This is a genomic window from Streptomyces sp. NPDC015242, assembly GCF_043079125.1.
In the GTDB taxonomy this organism is placed as follows: domain Bacteria; phylum Actinomycetota; class Actinomycetes; order Streptomycetales; family Streptomycetaceae; genus Streptomyces.
This window is the reverse complement of sequence record NZ_JBIBUF010000007.1, coordinates 237,902-253,705: the sequence shown is the minus strand read 5'-3', so window position 1 is coordinate 253,705 and position 15,804 is coordinate 237,902. Positions and strand designations below refer to the sequence as shown.

At 75.3% G+C, this 15,804-nt stretch carries 13 protein-coding genes; 8 read left to right on the top strand and 5 right to left on the bottom strand.

From position 1 onward, the window contains the following. Positions 1-8: 8 nt before the first annotated feature. Positions 9-818, bottom strand: coding sequence for an SDR family oxidoreductase (locus tag ACF07N_RS24015; protein WP_383587756.1), 810 nt, complete (start codon positions 816-818; stop codon positions 9-11). 123 nt (positions 819-941) lie between these two features. Here ACF07N_RS24015 and ACF07N_RS24010 point away from each other — a divergent pair, with 123 nt between their 5' ends. The 4 genes from ACF07N_RS24010 (at position 942) to ACF07N_RS23995 (ending at position 5,362) form a co-directional block, all read left to right on the top strand. Further along, positions 942-1,970: a PHP domain-containing protein gene (locus tag ACF07N_RS24010; RefSeq protein WP_392117038.1), complete on the top strand. Its 1,029-nt coding sequence runs from the start codon at positions 942-944 to the stop codon at positions 1,968-1,970. Between the two features lie 38 nt (positions 1,971-2,008). Beyond that, a complete protein-coding gene (locus tag ACF07N_RS24005; RefSeq protein WP_383587750.1) occupies positions 2,009-2,665 on the top strand; it encodes an HAD family hydrolase in 657 nt (218 codons plus the stop codon). A 257-nt stretch (positions 2,666-2,922) separates the two neighbouring features. Then, positions 2,923-4,023, top strand: a complete 1,101-nt coding sequence (locus ACF07N_RS24000; RefSeq protein ID WP_392117035.1) for an aromatic acid exporter family protein — start codon at positions 2,923-2,925, stop codon at positions 4,021-4,023. A 310-nt stretch (positions 4,024-4,333) separates the two neighbouring features. Further along, entirely contained in the window at positions 4,334-5,362 is a 1,029-nt protein-coding gene (locus ACF07N_RS23995; RefSeq protein ID WP_392116350.1) for an SDR family oxidoreductase, read from the top strand. Positions 5,363-5,466: 104 nt separating this feature from the next. Here ACF07N_RS23995 and ACF07N_RS23990 read toward each other — a convergent pair whose 3' ends face one another. The 4 genes from ACF07N_RS23990 to ACF07N_RS23975 form a co-directional block, all read right to left on the bottom strand. Beyond that, positions 5,467-5,748, bottom strand: a complete 282-nt coding sequence (locus ACF07N_RS23990) for a hypothetical protein (RefSeq protein WP_392116347.1) — start codon at positions 5,746-5,748, stop codon at positions 5,467-5,469. 60 nt (positions 5,749-5,808) lie between these two features. Next, the gene (locus ACF07N_RS23985; RefSeq protein WP_383332151.1) at positions 5,809-7,098 is read right to left on the bottom strand and encodes an ROK family protein; all 1,290 of its coding nucleotides are present in this window, start codon (positions 7,096-7,098) and stop codon (positions 5,809-5,811) included. A 95-nt stretch (positions 7,099-7,193) separates the two neighbouring features. Next, positions 7,194-8,168, bottom strand: coding sequence for a phosphotransferase family protein (locus ACF07N_RS23980; RefSeq protein ID WP_392116344.1), 975 nt, complete (start codon positions 8,166-8,168; stop codon positions 7,194-7,196). A 30-nt stretch (positions 8,169-8,198) separates the two neighbouring features. After that, the gene (locus ACF07N_RS23975) at positions 8,199-11,417 is read right to left on the bottom strand and encodes a cytochrome P450 (RefSeq protein ID WP_392116341.1); all 3,219 of its coding nucleotides are present in this window, start codon (positions 11,415-11,417) and stop codon (positions 8,199-8,201) included. Positions 11,418-11,568: 151 nt separating this feature from the next. On the opposite strand from ACF07N_RS23975, the gene ACF07N_RS23970 reads away from it, so the two are divergent. The 4 genes from ACF07N_RS23970 to ACF07N_RS23955 all read left to right on the top strand — a co-directional run bounded on the left by ACF07N_RS23970 (position 11,569) and on the right by ACF07N_RS23955 (position 15,495). Next, a complete protein-coding gene (locus ACF07N_RS23970; RefSeq protein ID WP_392116338.1) occupies positions 11,569-12,216 on the top strand; it encodes a PAS domain S-box protein in 648 nt (215 codons plus the stop codon). A gap of 204 nt (positions 12,217-12,420) precedes the next feature. Further along, the gene (locus ACF07N_RS23965) at positions 12,421-12,915 is read left to right on the top strand and encodes an FBP domain-containing protein (RefSeq protein WP_383332159.1); all 495 of its coding nucleotides are present in this window, start codon (positions 12,421-12,423) and stop codon (positions 12,913-12,915) included. 97 nt (positions 12,916-13,012) lie between these two features. Next, on the top strand, positions 13,013-14,266 hold the full coding sequence (locus ACF07N_RS23960; protein WP_392116334.1) for an aromatic acid exporter family protein: 1,254 nt from the start codon (positions 13,013-13,015) through the stop codon (positions 14,264-14,266). 44 nt (positions 14,267-14,310) lie between these two features. Further along, positions 14,311-15,495 (top strand): hypothetical protein, encoded by a 1,185-nt coding sequence (locus ACF07N_RS23955; RefSeq protein ID WP_392116331.1) that lies wholly within the window; start codon positions 14,311-14,313, stop codon positions 15,493-15,495. Positions 15,496-15,804: the final 309 nt, after the last annotated feature.

Below are 15,804 nucleotides of genomic sequence, written 5' to 3'. Positions count from 1 at the left end.
CGGCCTGCTCACGGCCGGCGCCAGTCGTGACCGGTCAGGTGCGAGCCGGCCTGCGGACCCATGCGGAGCATGCCGCCGTCGACGCTCCAGGAGGCGCCGGTGACGTAGGAGGCGTCGGGCCCCGCGAGGAAGGCGATGACGGCGGCGACCTCGCGCGCGTCGCCGGGACGGCCCAGCGGCACGCCGGGACGGCTCTCGGTGTGCGGGTCGGTGTCCTCCTGCCCGGTCATCGGCGTGGAGATCTCGCCGGGCGCGACGGCGTTGACCGTGATGCCGTGCTCGGCGAGTTCGAGCGCCATGACCTGGGTGAGCAGGCCGAGTCCGCCCTTGGCTGCGCAGTAGGGGGCGGCGCCCACCCGCGGCTGGTGCTCGTGGACGGACGTGACGTTGACGATCCGCCCGCCGTCCCCCTGCCGGATCATGTGCCGCGCCGCCTTCTGCCCGCACAGGAACGGCCCCACGAGGTCGACGTCGAGGACCTCGCGCACCTGGGACAGCTCCAGGTCGAGGAAGGGCGTCATGGTGCCGGTGCCGGCGTTGTTGACCAGCACGTCGATGCGGCCGAGGCGCTCGCACAGCTCGTCGACCGCGCCGGCGGCGTCCGGCAGCCGGGTGAGGTCCATCCGGGCGACCTCGGCCCGCCGCCCGTGCGCACGGACCTCCTCCGCCGTCTCGTGCGCCCCCTTCTCGTCGCTGTGCCAGGTGATGCCGACGTCCAGGCCCGCCCGGGCCAGCCGTACGGCGGTGGCCCTGCCGATGCCGGAGTCGGCGCCGGTGACCACGGCGACCTGGTCACGGGGCGCTGTGGGGGTGGACATGCGTGCCTCCTCGTCGAAGCGGGTGGGACGAGGCATCGCAGTACCCGGGTGGGTACCGGGCAAACCGGCGGCGCGGCCGTGCGGGCCGCCGGGGGCTGGGGAACCCTTGAGGTGGAGGTGGCGATGGACCCCGTGGAGGCACTGGACCGGATCGCCTTCCTGCTGGAGCGGTCCCTGGCGCCGACCTACCGCGTGCGCGCCTTCCGTACGGCGTCCCGGGTGCTGCGGGAGCTGGGCGGGGACGAGGTGCGCCGGCGGGCGGCGGACGGCTCGCTGGAGCGGCTGAAGGGAGTCGGCCCGAAGACCGCGCAGGTGGCGCGTGAGGCGCTGGCCGGGCAGGTGCCGGGCTACCTGGAGAAGCTGGAGGCCGAGGCGCAGGAGCCACCGGCCGTGCGGGGCGGGCGGGAGCTGCGGGCACGGCTGCGCGGCGACTGCCATCTGCACTCCGACTGGTCCGACGGCGGCAGCCCGATCGAGGAGATGGGCCGGGCGGCGGCGGAACTGGGGCACGAGTGGGCGGTGCTGACCGACCACTCGCCGCGGCTGACCGTGGCGCGGGGCCTGTCACCCGAACGGCTGCGCGAGCAGCTGGACGTGGTGGCGGAACTGAACGAGACCTGGGCGCCGTTCCGGCTGCTGACGGGCATCGAGTGCGACATCCTGGAGGACGGTTCGCTCGACCAGGAACCGGAGCTGCTGGAGCGGCTCGACGTCGTGGTGGTGTCGGTGCACTCCAAGCTCCGCATGGACGCCCGGTCGATGACCCGGCGGATGGTGGCCGCCGTGCGTGATCCGCACTCCGACGTGCTCGGCCATTGCACGGGGCGGCTGCTGACCGGGCGGGGGCGGCCGGAGTCGGAGTTCGACGCGGACGAGGTGTTCGCGGCGCTCGCGGAGACGGGCACCGCCCTGGAGATCAACAGCAGGCCGGAGCGGCTCGACCCGCCGCGGCGGCTCTTGCGCCGGGCCGTGGCGGCCGGCGTGCTGTTCTCCATCGACACCGACGCGCACGCCCCGGGACAGCTGGACTGGCAGATCAACGGGTGCGCGCGGGCGGAGGAGTGCGGGGTGCCGCCCGAGCGGGTGGTGACGGCGTGGTCCCTGGACGAGCTGCTGGCCTGGACCCGTGAGCGGCGCGTGCCGCCGGCCTGACGTGGTACTCGCGCGGCCGAGAGGAAGGAACCGAACCTATGGAACGCGCGGCCGTGTTCGACGTCGACGGCACCCTGGTCGACACCAACCATCTGCATGTCGTCGCCTGGTGGGAGGCCTTCCGGCAGGCGGGGCACCGGGTGCCGATGCACGCCGTGCACCGGGCCGTGGGCCTGCCGTCCACCGACCTGGTCGCCCATCTGCTCGGCGAGGACCGCGACCCCGACCAGGACGCGGACATCAGCGCCGGGCACAAGGCGCTGTACGGCCAGTACTTCGACCGGCTGCCCGCGCTGCCGCGGGCCGGGGAGCTGCTGCGGCGGCTGCACCGGGACGGCTGGGCGGTGGTGCTGGCCACGTCGGCGGGCGGCGCGGAGCTGGGCGCGCTGCGCCGGGCGATCGACGCGGACGACGCCATCACGGCCACGGCGAGCGCCGACGACGTCGACGCGGGCAAGCCCGCTCCCGAGCCGGTCGAGCACGCCCTGGAGCTGGCCGGGGTGCCGGCGGAGCGGGCGGTGTTCGTCGGGGACACCGTGTGGGACATGCGCGCGGGCAGCAGGGCGGGCGTGCGCTGCGTGGGGGTGCTGTGCGGCGGCATCCCGCGCGCGGACCTGGAGGAGGCCGGCGCGGACGCGGTCTACGCCGACCCCGCGCACCTGCTGTCCGCCCTCGCGGGCAGTCCGCTGGCCTGACCCGGAAGTGATACCGCCGGTCACCCGGTTACCCGCAGCGCATGACGCGTGTGACGAGTGGGGTGCGGCGGAGGGCGGGCGCCTTCCGCCGGCGGAGCAAGGAGGACACGACGGCGACGGGCACCGGCCCGGCGCCGGGTCCGCGGCTGAAGGTGGCGGCGACGGCCCCGGGCCGGATCCGAAATCTGGAACACGGGATCCGGGCCGTGCAGCCGGTGGACGCCGTGCGGCGGGAGACCCGGGCCGCCCGGGACGCGATGCGGGCGGCCTGGCGGGGGCCCGGCCGGGAACGGGATCTGGTCGTCCAGTCGCTGAAGGCCGCGGCGGCCGCGGTCATCGCCTGGCTGGTGGGCGGCGTCTGGATGGGCGATCCGCTGGCGCTGATGGCACCGTGGGTGGCGCTGGTGCTGGTGCAGGCCACCGTCTACAGCTCGCTGGTGCAGGGCGCCCGGCAGTTCGGCGCGATCTGCGTCGGCGCCCTGCTCGCCTCGGGCGCGCAGGCCGTCACCGGTGACACCACCTGGGCCCTGGCCCTGTCCGTGCCGGTGCTGATGCTGCTCGCGAACTGGCCTCGCTTCGGCGACCAGGGCATCTACGCGGCGACCACCGCCCTGTTCACCCTCGCGGCGGGAACCGTGAGCCTGTCCGGCATCGGGCACCGGATCGGGCAGGCCGCGCTCGGCGCCGTCATCGGCGTCGCCGTGAACGCGCTGATCCTGCCCCCGATCCACCTGCGGGACGTGCGCGAGAACCTGGCGGCCCTCGCCCGGGAGGTCGGGGACGTCCTGCACACCGTCGCCGCGGACCTGCGCGACGGCGAGTGGGACGCGCAGACCGCCGCCGGCTGGCTGAGCGCCTCGGCCGGGCTGGAACACCGCCTGGAGGCCCTGCACTCGGCGCGCCGGTGGAGCCAGGAGAGCCTGCGCCTGACCTACGCGCCCTTGCGCGCCCTGCACCGCGTCCCGCACGGGGCCGCCCTGCCGCCGGTGGAGGAGGACGAGCGGTTCGGCCGGGTCACCGGGCACGTCACCGCGCTGACCCGGGCCCTGGCGGTGTCCGTCGACGACAACCGCACGCCGGCCCCGCCCGAGGGCCGGGCCCTGCGGTCGTACGCGCGGATGCTGGAGCTGATCGGGGACGCCTGCCTCGCGCAGGCGGACCGTCTGCGCGAGGGCGATCCGCGCGGCCGGCCGGACGACGAGACGGAGAAGGCGCTGCGGGAACTCCACGAGGAGCTGCAGGACAGGCTGCGCGGGCACGCGCGGGAGGGTGCCGCTCACACGGCGGTGCTGGGCACGCTGCTGCTCCAGGCGGAGAACCTCTGGGCGGAGACCATGCCCGGCGGCGAGGGGGCGTGACGCACCTCACGCCGTTCGGCGGACGGGGATGGAACACCCGGAGGTAGTTGGCCGTTGAACGACACGTGGGTGCGGAGGGGACAGTGTCCCCGGGCCTCACCATCCGCCCACAGGGACGATCGTTCGGCTGAAGCCCTGTGGAGCCCCTCGCCGAGAGGCGACCGCCCTCCGCGCCCACCCTGAGCCGCCCCGGCCGCGATTCCCCCGTCCGGCCGGGGCTTCCTACTGCCCGCGCGCCCCCCACGTGCAATCCGTCCCACCCGGGTACTCGGTCGTCTCCGCGGAACCACTCGGCCGGAAGGAGCCAGAGGTGAGCAGCGCAACGGGCATGAGGGTCGTCGTCACGGGCGCCACGGGCAACGTGGGCACGAGCGTGGTGCGTCTCCTCTCCGAGGATCCCGAGGTCGGCTCCGTGCTGGGTCTGGCCCGGCGCCTTCCCGACTGGTCGCCCCCGAAGACGGACTGGGACGCGGTCGACCTGGCCGCCGAGCGCTCCGACCTGGTGGAGCGGTTCCGGGGCGCCGACGCGGTCGTCCATCTCGCCTGGGCGTTCCAGCCGACGCACGATCCGGCGGCGACCTGGCGCACCAACGTGCTCGGCAGCATGCGGGTGTTCGAGGCGGTGGCCGAGGCCGGGGTGCCGGCGCTGGTGCACGCCTCGTCGGTCGGTGCCTACTCCCCCGGTCCCAAGGACCGCGCGGTGGACGAGTCGTGGCCGACGCACGGCTGGCCGGACGCCGCGTACTGCCGGGAGAAGGCCTATCTGGAGCGTGCGCTGGACACGTTCGAGCGTGACCACCCCGCCACGCGGGTGGTGCGGATGCGTCCCGCGTTCCTGTTCAAGTGGGAGTCCGCGAGCGAGCAGCGCCGGATCTTCGGCGGCAAGTTCCTGCCGGGCCCGCTGGCCCGCCCGGAGCTGCTGCCCTTCCTGCCCGACGTGCCCGGTCTGCGCCTGCAGGCCCTGCACACGGACGACGCGGCCCGGGCCTACCGGCTGGCCGTGCGCAAGGACGTGCGCGGCGCCTTCAACCTGGCCGCCGAGCCCGCGGTCGACGCGCGGATGCTGGGCGAGATGCTCGGGGCGCGCCCGGTGCGGCTGCCGCGCACGGCGGCCCGCTCGGCGATCGCCGCCGCCTGGGGCCTGCATCTGCTGCCCGCCTCGCCGCATCTGTTCGACGCGGTGCTGCGGCTGCCCCTGATGGACTCCACCCGGGCCCGTACGGAACTGGGCTGGGAGCCGGAGCGCACGGCGACGGAGGTGCTCCAGGAGTTCTTCGAAGGTCTCCAGCAGGGCGGCGGGGCGCGGACGGAGCCGCTGCGGGGCCGCAAGGTGGGGTGATTCCCGGTGCGGGGCCGCCCGCCGGAGGGCGGCCCCGGGACAGCGACGAGGGCCGCGGCCGACCCCCACTGTCGGCCGCGGCCCTCGGTGTGCCCTCCTCGGCCTCAGCCGGAGGGCTCGTCCGGCACCGGGTCCTCGCTCTGTCCCGTTCCCGGGCGCGGTGCCCCTTGCCGGCCCGTCCCCGCCTCGTCGGTGTCGGGGACGTCCTGCGCCGGCTCGCCGGACCCGTCGGCCTCCTCGGCCCGGTCCTCGTCGTCCTTGCCGGTACCCGTGAAGCGCGGTGCGACCTCCCACGGGTCCTCGCCTGCGTCGGCCTGCTGGTCCGGCATGTCCCGCGGGACGGGATCACCGTTCTCGCCGGGTGCTTCGAGGCGGTGGTCGGTCACGGCGTGCTCCCTTCGGTCGTCGGGCGCCTCGCGAGTACCTCCGCGGTGATCCGCGAAACCTCAGCGCGGCGCCCGCTCCTGCAGCGCCGTGCGCCACGCCGGGAGGGGGGACTCCGGCTCGGGGTCGGGACGCCGGCCGCCGCGCGCGAAGAAGTCGGCGAGCGGGAGGATCGCCGCGCCGACCGTGACCGCGTCGGGTCCGAGCCGGCCGAGGTCGACGGTCACCTTCCCGGCGGGGTGGCGCAGCGCGTAGGACAGGGCGTGGCGGCGGACTGCGGGCAGGAAGCGGGAGCCGAGCGCCAGGCCCGCCCAGCCGCCGATGAGGATGCGCTCCGGCTGGAACAGGTTGATCAGGTCGGATAGGCCCGCGCCCAGGTACTCGGCGGTCTCCTCCAGGACGGCCAGCGCGACCGGGTCGGGCTCGGCCTCCCCGGCGGGGTAGGCGGCGGCGAGCATCGCGGTCAGGGCGGTCTCCTCGTCGGTCCCGTCCGGGACCCGGCCGCCCTCCTCCCGCCAGCGGGCCAGCAGCGACTCGGCGCCCGCGTAGGCCTCCAGGCAGCCCAGCGCCCCGCACCGGCAGCGGCGGCCCCGCACGCGCACGGTCAGGTGCCCCCATTCGACCGCCCGGCCCTGGCCGGCGTCGGGGGTGACGAGGCTGGCGCCGACGCCGGAGCCGAAGAGGACCACGACGGCGTTGCGGGCGCCGCGGCCGGCGCCGAACCACATCTCGGCCTGGCCCAGGGTCTTGGCGCCGTTGTCGATGACGTACGGCACGGTGTCCGGCAGCGGGGAGCCGGTGCGCAGCAGGGCCTCCAGCGGCACGGCGTCCCAGCCGATGGTCTGCCCGTGCACCACGGCGCCGCGCTCGGGGGTGCGCTCGACGATGCCGGGGACGCCGATGCCGACGCCGAGCAGCCGCTCGGGGGCGAGCCCGGCCGCGTCGAGCACCTCGGCGATGCCGTGGCGGATGTGGTCGACGATGACCTCGACCTCGTACCGCTGCGGGGTGAGCGGGCGCTCGGCGCGGGCCAGTTCGGTCAGGGTGAGGTCGAACAGCTCGACGCGGACCCGGGTCTCGCCGACGTCGACGCCGATCATGTGTCCGCTGCCGGGCGAGACGCGCAGCAGGGTACGGGGACGGCCGCCGTCGGAGTCGACGCTGCCGGCCTCCTCGACCAGCCCGTCGGCGACCAGGTCGGCGACGACGTTGCTGACCGAGCCGGAGCTCAGGCCGGTCGCCGGGCCGAGTTCGAAGCGGCTGAGCGGGCCGTCGAAGTAGAGCCGTTGCAGCACGGCCGTGCGGTTGGCCCGCCTGAGGTCGCGTACCGTGCGCCCGTTCCGCCCCGCCATGTGTGGCCCCTCCCGCATCCCCGGTCCGACCTGCAACATACCGTCGGTGACCGGAGCGGCGCGACTTTCCTCCACCCCTTATTTCATGATGTGAGCTAACCGGTCGCCCCGGTGAGCGCCGTGATCTCGTCCAGCGCCGCCACGAGTGCGGGCCCGACGGCCTGCTCCACGCGGCGCCGCCGCTCCTCGCCGACCGCGCGCGGGACCGTCTCGGTGAGCATGATCAGGTACAGGTACGCCCGGTACAGGGCGAGGCGCAGGCGGGCCGGGGCGTCGAACACGGCTCGGCCGCCCGCCTCCCGATAGCCCGCGAGGAACGCCTCGTCCCCGCGGATGTCGTCCAGCAGCGCGAGGGAGACGAAGTCGGCGAGGGGATCGCCCCAGAACATGCGCTCGCCGTCGATGAGGCCGCCGATGCGGGCCCGCCCGGCCGAGCGGTCGACGAGGATGTTGCCCCGCCACAGGTCGAAGTGGACCAGGCACGGGACGGTGACCTCGTCGAGGGCGCCGTAGGCGGAGGCGGCGGTGCCGGCGATCGCGTCGACGGGCCGGGGCAGCCGGGCCCCGTAGCGCCGGGCGTCGTCCAGCACGGCGCCGAACATCCCCGGGAACGCGGTCCGCCAGTGGGGCGCGAGCGGGCCGAGCGCGCCGGAGGGGTAGCCGTGGCCGGGGCCCGTCACGCGGTGCAGCCGGGCGACCTGGCGGCCCAGCTCCTGACGCAGGGCGGTGTATTCCGCGTCGGTGAGGGTGTCGTCCCACGGCTCGCCCGGGCAGGCCGTCATCAGCAGGAATCCGTCGCCCAAGGAGACCAGCCGCGGTGCCGTGACCCCGGCGCGGGCGGCCGAGCGGTAGAACTCGGCCTCCGACACCAGCAGGCCGCGCTCGTGCCGCAGGCCGGGGACGGCGGCCCCGGGCGGGATCTTCAGCACGTAGCGGCCGCCGTCGCTCAGGCGCAGCTCCTCGACGGTGTTGTAGGTGCCGCCGGACATCGGGGCGAGGTGGGCGAGGCGGCCGGGATCCAGGCCCGCCCCCTCCAGGACGTGCCGGGCCCGTTCCCAGGAGTCCACCACCGTGCGCCCACCCCTCCCCTGCGTCCGCGGTCAGCCGGCCGCGTACACGTCCTCCGTGTAGCGCCCCTCGGCGATCAGCCCGTCGAGCCACCGCTCGGCGGCCGTCTCGTCGGCGTCCGGCGTGTGCTTGCGGAACAGCGTACGGAACGCCTCCCGCACTCCGGGCGCCATCCGGGAACCGTCGCCGCAGACGTAGACGCGCGCTCCGGCGGCGAGCAGGGCCCAGACCTCCTCGGCCTCGGCGGCGATACGGTGCTGCACGAACCGGATCTCGCCCTCGGGGGCCTCGCTGAAGGCGGGGCGCAGACGGACGGCCCCGGCGGCCTCGGCGGCGCGCAGTTCCGCCGCGTGCAGGAAGTCCGCGCCGGGTGCGTCACAGCCGAAGTAGCAGACGGCAGGGGCGAGTTCGGCGCCCGCCGCGAGGGCCGCGGCACGGTCGGCGACGGCACCGCGGAACGGGGCGAGACCGGTGCCCGCGGCGATCATGACGACGGGGGTGGTCGCGGTGGGGTCGATGCGGAAGGCCTCGCGGCACGGCTGCACGCGCGCGTACACCGTGTCGCCGGGCCGCAGCGAGGCGAGGTGGCCGGAGCCGGTGCCCCGGTGGACGCCCCGGCCGGAGCGGGCCGGAGCCTGGAGCAGCGAGACCATGAGGTCCACATGGCCGGGGTCGGTGGCCGGCGACGAGGAGATGGAGTAGGGGCGCGGGCGCATCGGGGTCAGGAGGTCCAGCAGCTCCGGCCAGTCCAGGGCGCCGCGCAGGCCCGGGTGGTCCTCCAGGATCTCCACGAGGGTGCGCGGGTCGCCGGTGAGGGCGGCCAGCGCGGCGCGCTCGGGCGGGCACGGGTCGGCGGCGGCGAGCGCGGCCAGCTGCCCGGCGCTCGGCCGCTGCTGCAACTCGACGTGATGCGTCAGCAGGTGACGCACCGTCACGGGCCGGTCGACCGCGATGCCGTCGCGGCGCGGGCGGGTGGCGCGGATGTCCAGGACGGTGTCCGGATCGGCGCCGAGCGCGGCGGCGGCGCGGGCGACGAGATCCGGGGCGTTGGCGGGCAGCACGGCGAGGTGGTCGGCGGTGCGGTACGTGACGCCCTCGGGCAGGGCGACGCGGAGGAAGAGCTTGCGGCGCGGGTGGCCGGGCGCGGTGAGGTCGCGGGCCTCGGTGACCCGCATCGGGACGAGGCCGTGCCGTGCGGCCAGGGCGTCCAGCGGGCCGCCGGTCAGGGCGCGGACCGCGTAGGCGGCGGTGGGTTCGCCGTCTCGGGGGGTGGTGGCGTCCGGGTCGCCGTACCGCTCCAGGAGGGTGGTGCGCAGAGCGGCGGTGAACTGGCGGACGGTGCCGGTGAGATCGCCCGAGGCGTCGGCGGCGGCGCGTTGCAGCATGCGGGTGGCGCCGGACGCGGCGAGCCGTTCGTCGACGCGGGTGGGGACCTGCTGGTAGGTGGCGGCCCAGTTGCGGTCGCCGACGCCGAGGACCGCGTACGTCACTCCGGACAGGTCGTGGTCCTCCTCGAGCCGGGCGGCGAAGGCGGTGGCGTCGTCGGTGGGGCGGCCGTTGTAGGAGGCGGCCGTGATGACGACGGGCCGGTCGGTGGGCAGCCCGCCGGCGCAGGCGTCCAGGGGCGCGACCCGGGTGTCGCAGCCGAGGGCGGCGGCCTCGTCGGCCAGCCGGGCGGCGACGTCCCGGCAGGTGCCGTAGTTGCTGCCGTGCAGGAAGAGGACGGCGGTGCCGGGGCGGACGCGGGCGGGCAGGCCCCGCGGCTCGGCGGCGGGGGTCCGTCCGGCCGGGAGGGCGCCGGGCAGCGGGGGGTGGGTACGGTCGGCCGGGGTGCGCGGGGTCAGCGTGAGGGTGAAGCCCTCGGGCTTGAGCGTGAGGGTCTCCTTGACGGTGAGGCGGTAGCCGGCGTGGTCGTGCAGCCGGTAGCGGTGGACCAGCATGGCCAGCAGCATGGTCGCCTCGTGCAGCGCGAACTGCCTTCCGATGCAAGCGCGTTCCCCGGTGCCGAAGGGCTTGAAGGCGTGCACGGGGCGTGCCGCCTCCGCCTCGGGCGTGAAGCGGGAGGGGTCGAACAGCTCCGGGTTGTCGCCCCAGACGGGCTGCCGGTGCAGCATCGGGGTGAGCACCAGGGCGGCCTGTCCGGCGCGCAGCGGGACGCGGCCGCCGATCAGGGTGTCCTCGCGGGCCTCACGGGCGAAGACGGCCGCGGTGGGCCACAGCCGGAGGGCCTCGTTGAGGACCTGGCGGGTGTAGGCGAGCCGGCCGACCTCGTCGTATGTCGGCTCGGGGTCCTCCCGGTCGCCCCAGAGGGCGTCGGCCTCGCGCCGCACCAGGTCGAGCGCCGTGGGGTCCTTGGCGAGGTGGTACAGCGCGAAGGACAGCGCGCCGGAGGTGGTCTCGTGCCCGGCGATCAGGAAGGTGATGACCTGGTTGCGGATGTTGGCCGCGTCGAGCGTGGTGCCGTCGGCCGGGTGCCGGGCGGTGAGCATCAGGCCGAGCAGGTCGCCGGCGTCGCTCCGGCCGGTGCCGGCGCGGGCGGCGATGACGTCGTCGACGACCCGGGCGAGGTAGGCCGAGTCGTCCCGGAAGGCCGCGTCCGCGGCCGAGTGGTCCTGGCCCGGTACGCGGGCGAGGCGGGTCATGCTCCACTCCAGGCAGCGGACCATCGACTCCACGAAGGGATGCGGCTCGGCCCGCTCGAAGGAGCCGAAGTCGAAGCCGAAGCCGGCCAGGCCGATGGTGTCCAGCGTCATGCGGGTCATGTCGTCGGGGACGTTCACCGGCCGCCCGGCGCGGGCGTCGCGGTCCCAGGACGCGATGAGGCGGCGGGCCACCTTCAGCATGACGGGGTGGTAGGCGCGCATCGAGCCCAGCGCGAAGGCGGGCATGAGGATGTCGTGCGCCTTGGCCCAGTTGGGTTCGTCGTTGTACGCGGTGAACAGGCCGTCGGCGGCGAACGCGCGGACGTTCTCGAGCCCGGGCCCGATGTGCTTGGCGAACCGCTGCTCGTCGGCGAGGTCGGCCACGAGGTCCGGGTCGCCCACGAACAGGGTGTCCCGCCCGTGCAGCCGCCGGACGAACACGGGCCCGTGCGCGCGCATGAGGTCCATGGCCTGCTGGACGGGTGTGCTCCCGGGCCCCGTGGCGGAGATGTCGGCCACGGGGACGCCGGGGAGGGAGTCCGCGGTGAGGGGGGTCGGTGCGGTGGGGGGCGTCGGTCCGGTGGGGGAAGTCGGTCCGGTGGGGCGCATGACGCGGCAACTGCCTTTCGCGGTACGGGAGTACTGCGTCCAGCGTGGTCCACGGGCCCCGGCGGCCCGGTTCTCCGCGCTACATGATTGTGTAGTACAAGCAGTGGCGTCGCTCTTGCGTGGGAGCGGCCCGGCGTGGCAGGAGGGGCTCGTGGACCTGGCCCGGCTGGAGGCCGTGCGGTGGCGCAACCGCGCCCTGCTCCTGTTCGACCGGGTCGCGATGCCGGTCGCGGTGTGCGACGTGTACGGAGCGGTGCTGCTGGCCAATCCGGCGATGGCGGCGGAGTGCGGTGTGACGCCGGGGCGGCTGCGCGGCCGTGACGTGCTGGACCTGTTCGTCCCGCGGGAGACGACACAGGTCGAGCGGATCGCCGAGGCGCTGCGGCTGCGGCACCGCTCGCGCTATCAGGTGTCGGTGCGCTGGCGGGCGCCCGGGGGCACGGAGCGGTACGGGGAACTGACGGCGGACCCGGTCAGCGACACGGTCGAGGAGACCCCGGCCCTGCTGGTCATGTTGCGGGTGGACGGCGAGCACCGGCCCCCTTCCGCCGCGCCGGCGGCCGGCCGGGCCCGGGTCACGCCCACGGAGGCGCGGATCCTGGCGCTGCTGGCCGCCGGTGCCACCACGGCCCGGGTCGCCCGGGAGACGGGCCTCACCACCGACGGCGTGACCTATCACCTGCGACGCCTGTCGTCCCGCTGGCAGGCCGCCAACCGCACGGAACTCGTCGCCCGGGCCTACGCGCTGGGCGTGCTGGCCCCAGGGGTCTGGCCGCCGGAGGCGGTGGTCGCCGGGTAGGGGGGCCGCAGAGTCCGGCGCGCTGCGCTGCCGGGCGTTGGCGGCGGGCCCGTCGAGCGGGCCGCCACATGGCGCGGAGCGGCCCGGGCCCGCGCGGAGGCGGCCTCCCGGAAATCCATTGGCTCCCCGTCGCCGGTGATGCCTACCCTGTCCCCGGAAACCTAGGACCCCTAGGTTTCGGTACGACGACCAGGAGCTCACCCCATGAGATCGCTCACCGAGCAGGACATCCGCACCTCGTTCATCAACTGCTCGAAGGGGGAGGCCAAGCGGCTGGCCGTGCCCCGGGACCTCGCCGAGCGTCCCTGGGACGACCTCGACTTCCTCGGGTGGCGCGACCCCGGGGCGCCCGACCGGAGTTATCTGGTGACCGAGCGGGACGGGCGGCTGGTGGGGGTGACGATGCGGTTCCAGGCCGCGCAGCGCGGTTTCCTGCACCGCAGCATGTGCTCGCTCTGCCTGACCACGCACCCGCGCGGCGGTGTCTCGCTGATGACCGCGCCCAAGGCGGGTGCGGCCGGCCGCGAGGGCAACTCCGTCGGCGCGTACATGTGCACCGATCTCGCCTGCTCCCTGTACCTGCGCGGGAAGAAGGAGCCGGAGTCGGGAGCCCGGTTCGAGGAGAGCCTCACCCTGGAGGAGCAGATCGCGCGGACCAGGGGGAACCTGCACGCGTTCCTCGACAAGCTGTACGTGTGATCTTTCCCGTGATCTCCCTCGGTCGCCCGTGGTACCCGACGGCACTAACGTCCTTCATGGACGCGTTCGGTGCCGGAGGAAGGGGAACAGCCCGAGGATGCGAGAGGTACGTGAGTGGACCGTGCAGGCCGGCAGGATCCTGCGCAAGCGCCGTGATCCCGTGGTCGTCCAGACACTGCGGTCGGCGTTCGCGGCGACGATCGCCTATGTCATCGCGCTCCGGCTGAGTCCGGAGAAGGCACCGCTCACCGCCCCTCTGACGGCCCTGCTGGTCGTCCAGGTGACGCTGTACGCCACGATCACCAACGGCTTCCGGCGGGTGAACGCGGTGGTGACCGGCGTCCTCGTCGCCATCGCGTTCAGCCTGCTGGTGGGTCTGACCTGGTGGAGCCTGGCGCTGCTGCTCGTGGCCTCGCTGGCGGTCGGGCGGCTGGTACGGGTGGAGGAGTACGTTCCCGAGGTCGCGATCAGCGCCATGCTGGTCCTCGGGGTCACCACCGTCGGCGACACCGCCTGGGCCCGGGTGCTGGAGACGCTGATCGGCGCGGTCGTCGGGCTCGGCTGCAATCTGCTGCTGGCGCCGCCGGTGTGGGTCGAGGAGGCCGGCGCGTCCATCGAGGGGCTGGCCCGCCGGCTGCGGCAGTTGATGCTCCGCATGGGCGAGGAGGCCGCCGGCGCGCCGCCCGTGGACCGCGCTGCGGAGCGGCTGCACGAGGCGCGGCGCCTGGACCACGACATCGTCGAGGTGGACGCCGCCCTGCGGCAGGCCGAGGACAGCCTGCGTCTCAACCCGCGCGTGCGGGAGGGCCTGCTGCACCGGGTGGTGCTGCGCACCGGCCTGGACACGCTGGAGATCTGCACGGTCGTGCTGCGCGTGCTCGCCCGCACCCTGACCGACCTCGCGAAGGAGCGTGAGCCGGAGCCGTTGTTCGCTTCCGAGACGGGCGCCGTGCTGGAGCAGCTGCTGTCGGAGATCGCTGACGCCGTGGTCAGTTTCGCGGTGCTGGTCACGACCCATCTGAGCGCGAGCGCCGAGTCGGCGGAGGAACGTCTCGCCGCCGAGCTGCGCTCCGCCGCGGCCACGCGCGACAAGCTGGCCGTGCTGCTGCGCGAGGAGGCCGAGCGCGACAAGGGGAACTGGCAGCTGGCCGGCGCCGTCCTGACGGAGGTCAACCGGATCCTCGACGAGATGGACACCGAGCACCGCACCAAGCGCCTGTTCGAGGAGCTGGACCGGGTGTCGGCGGAACAGCGCGCCCGGATGCCGCGTCTGACCCGGCTGCGGGAGCGTCTCGGCGTCCAGGAGCAGCTGTGGCGGAACCGCGCGGGCTTCGGCGGGCGTTCTCGCTGAGGGAAGCCGGCAGGAGGCCGGCGGCGAGGCGAGGGGGCGGGCCGATGGCCGACACGACCGTGCGGATCGACGGGAACACACTGCGGCTGCCGGGCGGAGTGGCCGTGCGGTTCATCCGCACCCTGCGCCTGCCGGAGACGGGCACGCATCCGCTGCCGCCGGGGCTGGGCGAGTTCCCGGTCCGCCGGGTGGCGGACTTCGCGGACCGGGTGCCCGAGGAGATGCGGGCGCGGGGCGGGGTGATGCTGCCGGTGTACCTGCGTGAGGCGATGTGGCTGCACTTCGGGGGCACCTCGGAGCCGGCCGCGCTGCAGGTCGGCGTCGGCAAGGTGTGCGCGGTCTCGGGCCGGCCCTGGAGCGACACGCTGTCCCGTGACCCGCAGAACTACGTGGTGCTGCCCCGCCAGCCCTGGCTGGACGGCATCAACTCCGGCACGGGCACGGTGCGGCAGTTCGTGGCCGTCCCGCTCGGCCTGGGCGCCACGGTGGAGGGGCAGGTCACGGGCGAGGAGGTGTGGGGCGGGGTCCAGCTGCGGGCCTTCCCGCTGAACGACCGGGAGCTGGCGGCGTGGCGCGCTCAGCAGCGGCGGCTGGGGCAGGCGCGGCCGGCGTCCGCGCCGACCGGATACGGCGCCCCGGCGGCGGGTGGGCCCGTCGGCGCGCCGGGGGGCTTCGGCGCACCCGAGGGCTTCGGCGCGGCGATGCCCGTGGCGGCACCGCCCCCGGCCGGCGGTGCGGGTGTCCCGATGCCCATGGCGGCGCCGCCCGCCCCCGGCTCCGTCCCGCCCGCGCCCCGGGCGGCCGCTGCGCCCGCCGGTGCCGCACCGGCGGGCCCGCCCCGCGCGCCCGCGGCGATGGGCCTGGGCGTCGGCGGCGCCATGCGGCAGGAGGTCTACGCGGACGACCGGCCGCTCACGGACTGGTCGCGGCAGGCCGCCGGGCGGGTGTTCGTGCACCTGGTGACGCCGCCGGAGTGGCGCCGCATCACCGGCGAGGCGGCGCCGCCCTCCCCGGTGGACCGGGCCGCGTACACCCGGGCGGGCCTGCCCTGGTTCGACTACTACGACCAGGACGCCGAGGACCTGACGGCCCCGGACGCACTCCAGGCCGTGAAGCCCGTCGGCGACTGGCTGGGTGACGACCACGAGCCGTGGCAGCCGCCCGCGCCCGGACAGGTCCAGCAGCTGAAGGACACACCGGGCCGGCCCGTGGAGGACGGCGACTGGTAGCGCCCGGGGCGGGGACATCGGCTGGTCGTGGCCGGGAAGCGGCGACGGGTCATGCCGGGGGCGCCGACTGGTAGCGCCCGGGGACGAGGACTCGTCCACGCCCGGGCACGGCATGGCTGCTCTGCCCAATGCCATGGGCAGTCCCCGGGAGCGGCCGATGGCATCCTCGGGCAAAGCAGCCGACAGCCCCGGCGGACGCCCACCGGGGAGCAGCCGTCAGTCCCCGGGAGCGGCCCACGGCATCCCGGGCAGAGCAGCCGGCAGCCCCGGCGGACGCCCATCGGCAGCCCCGGGGACAGCAACTCATGG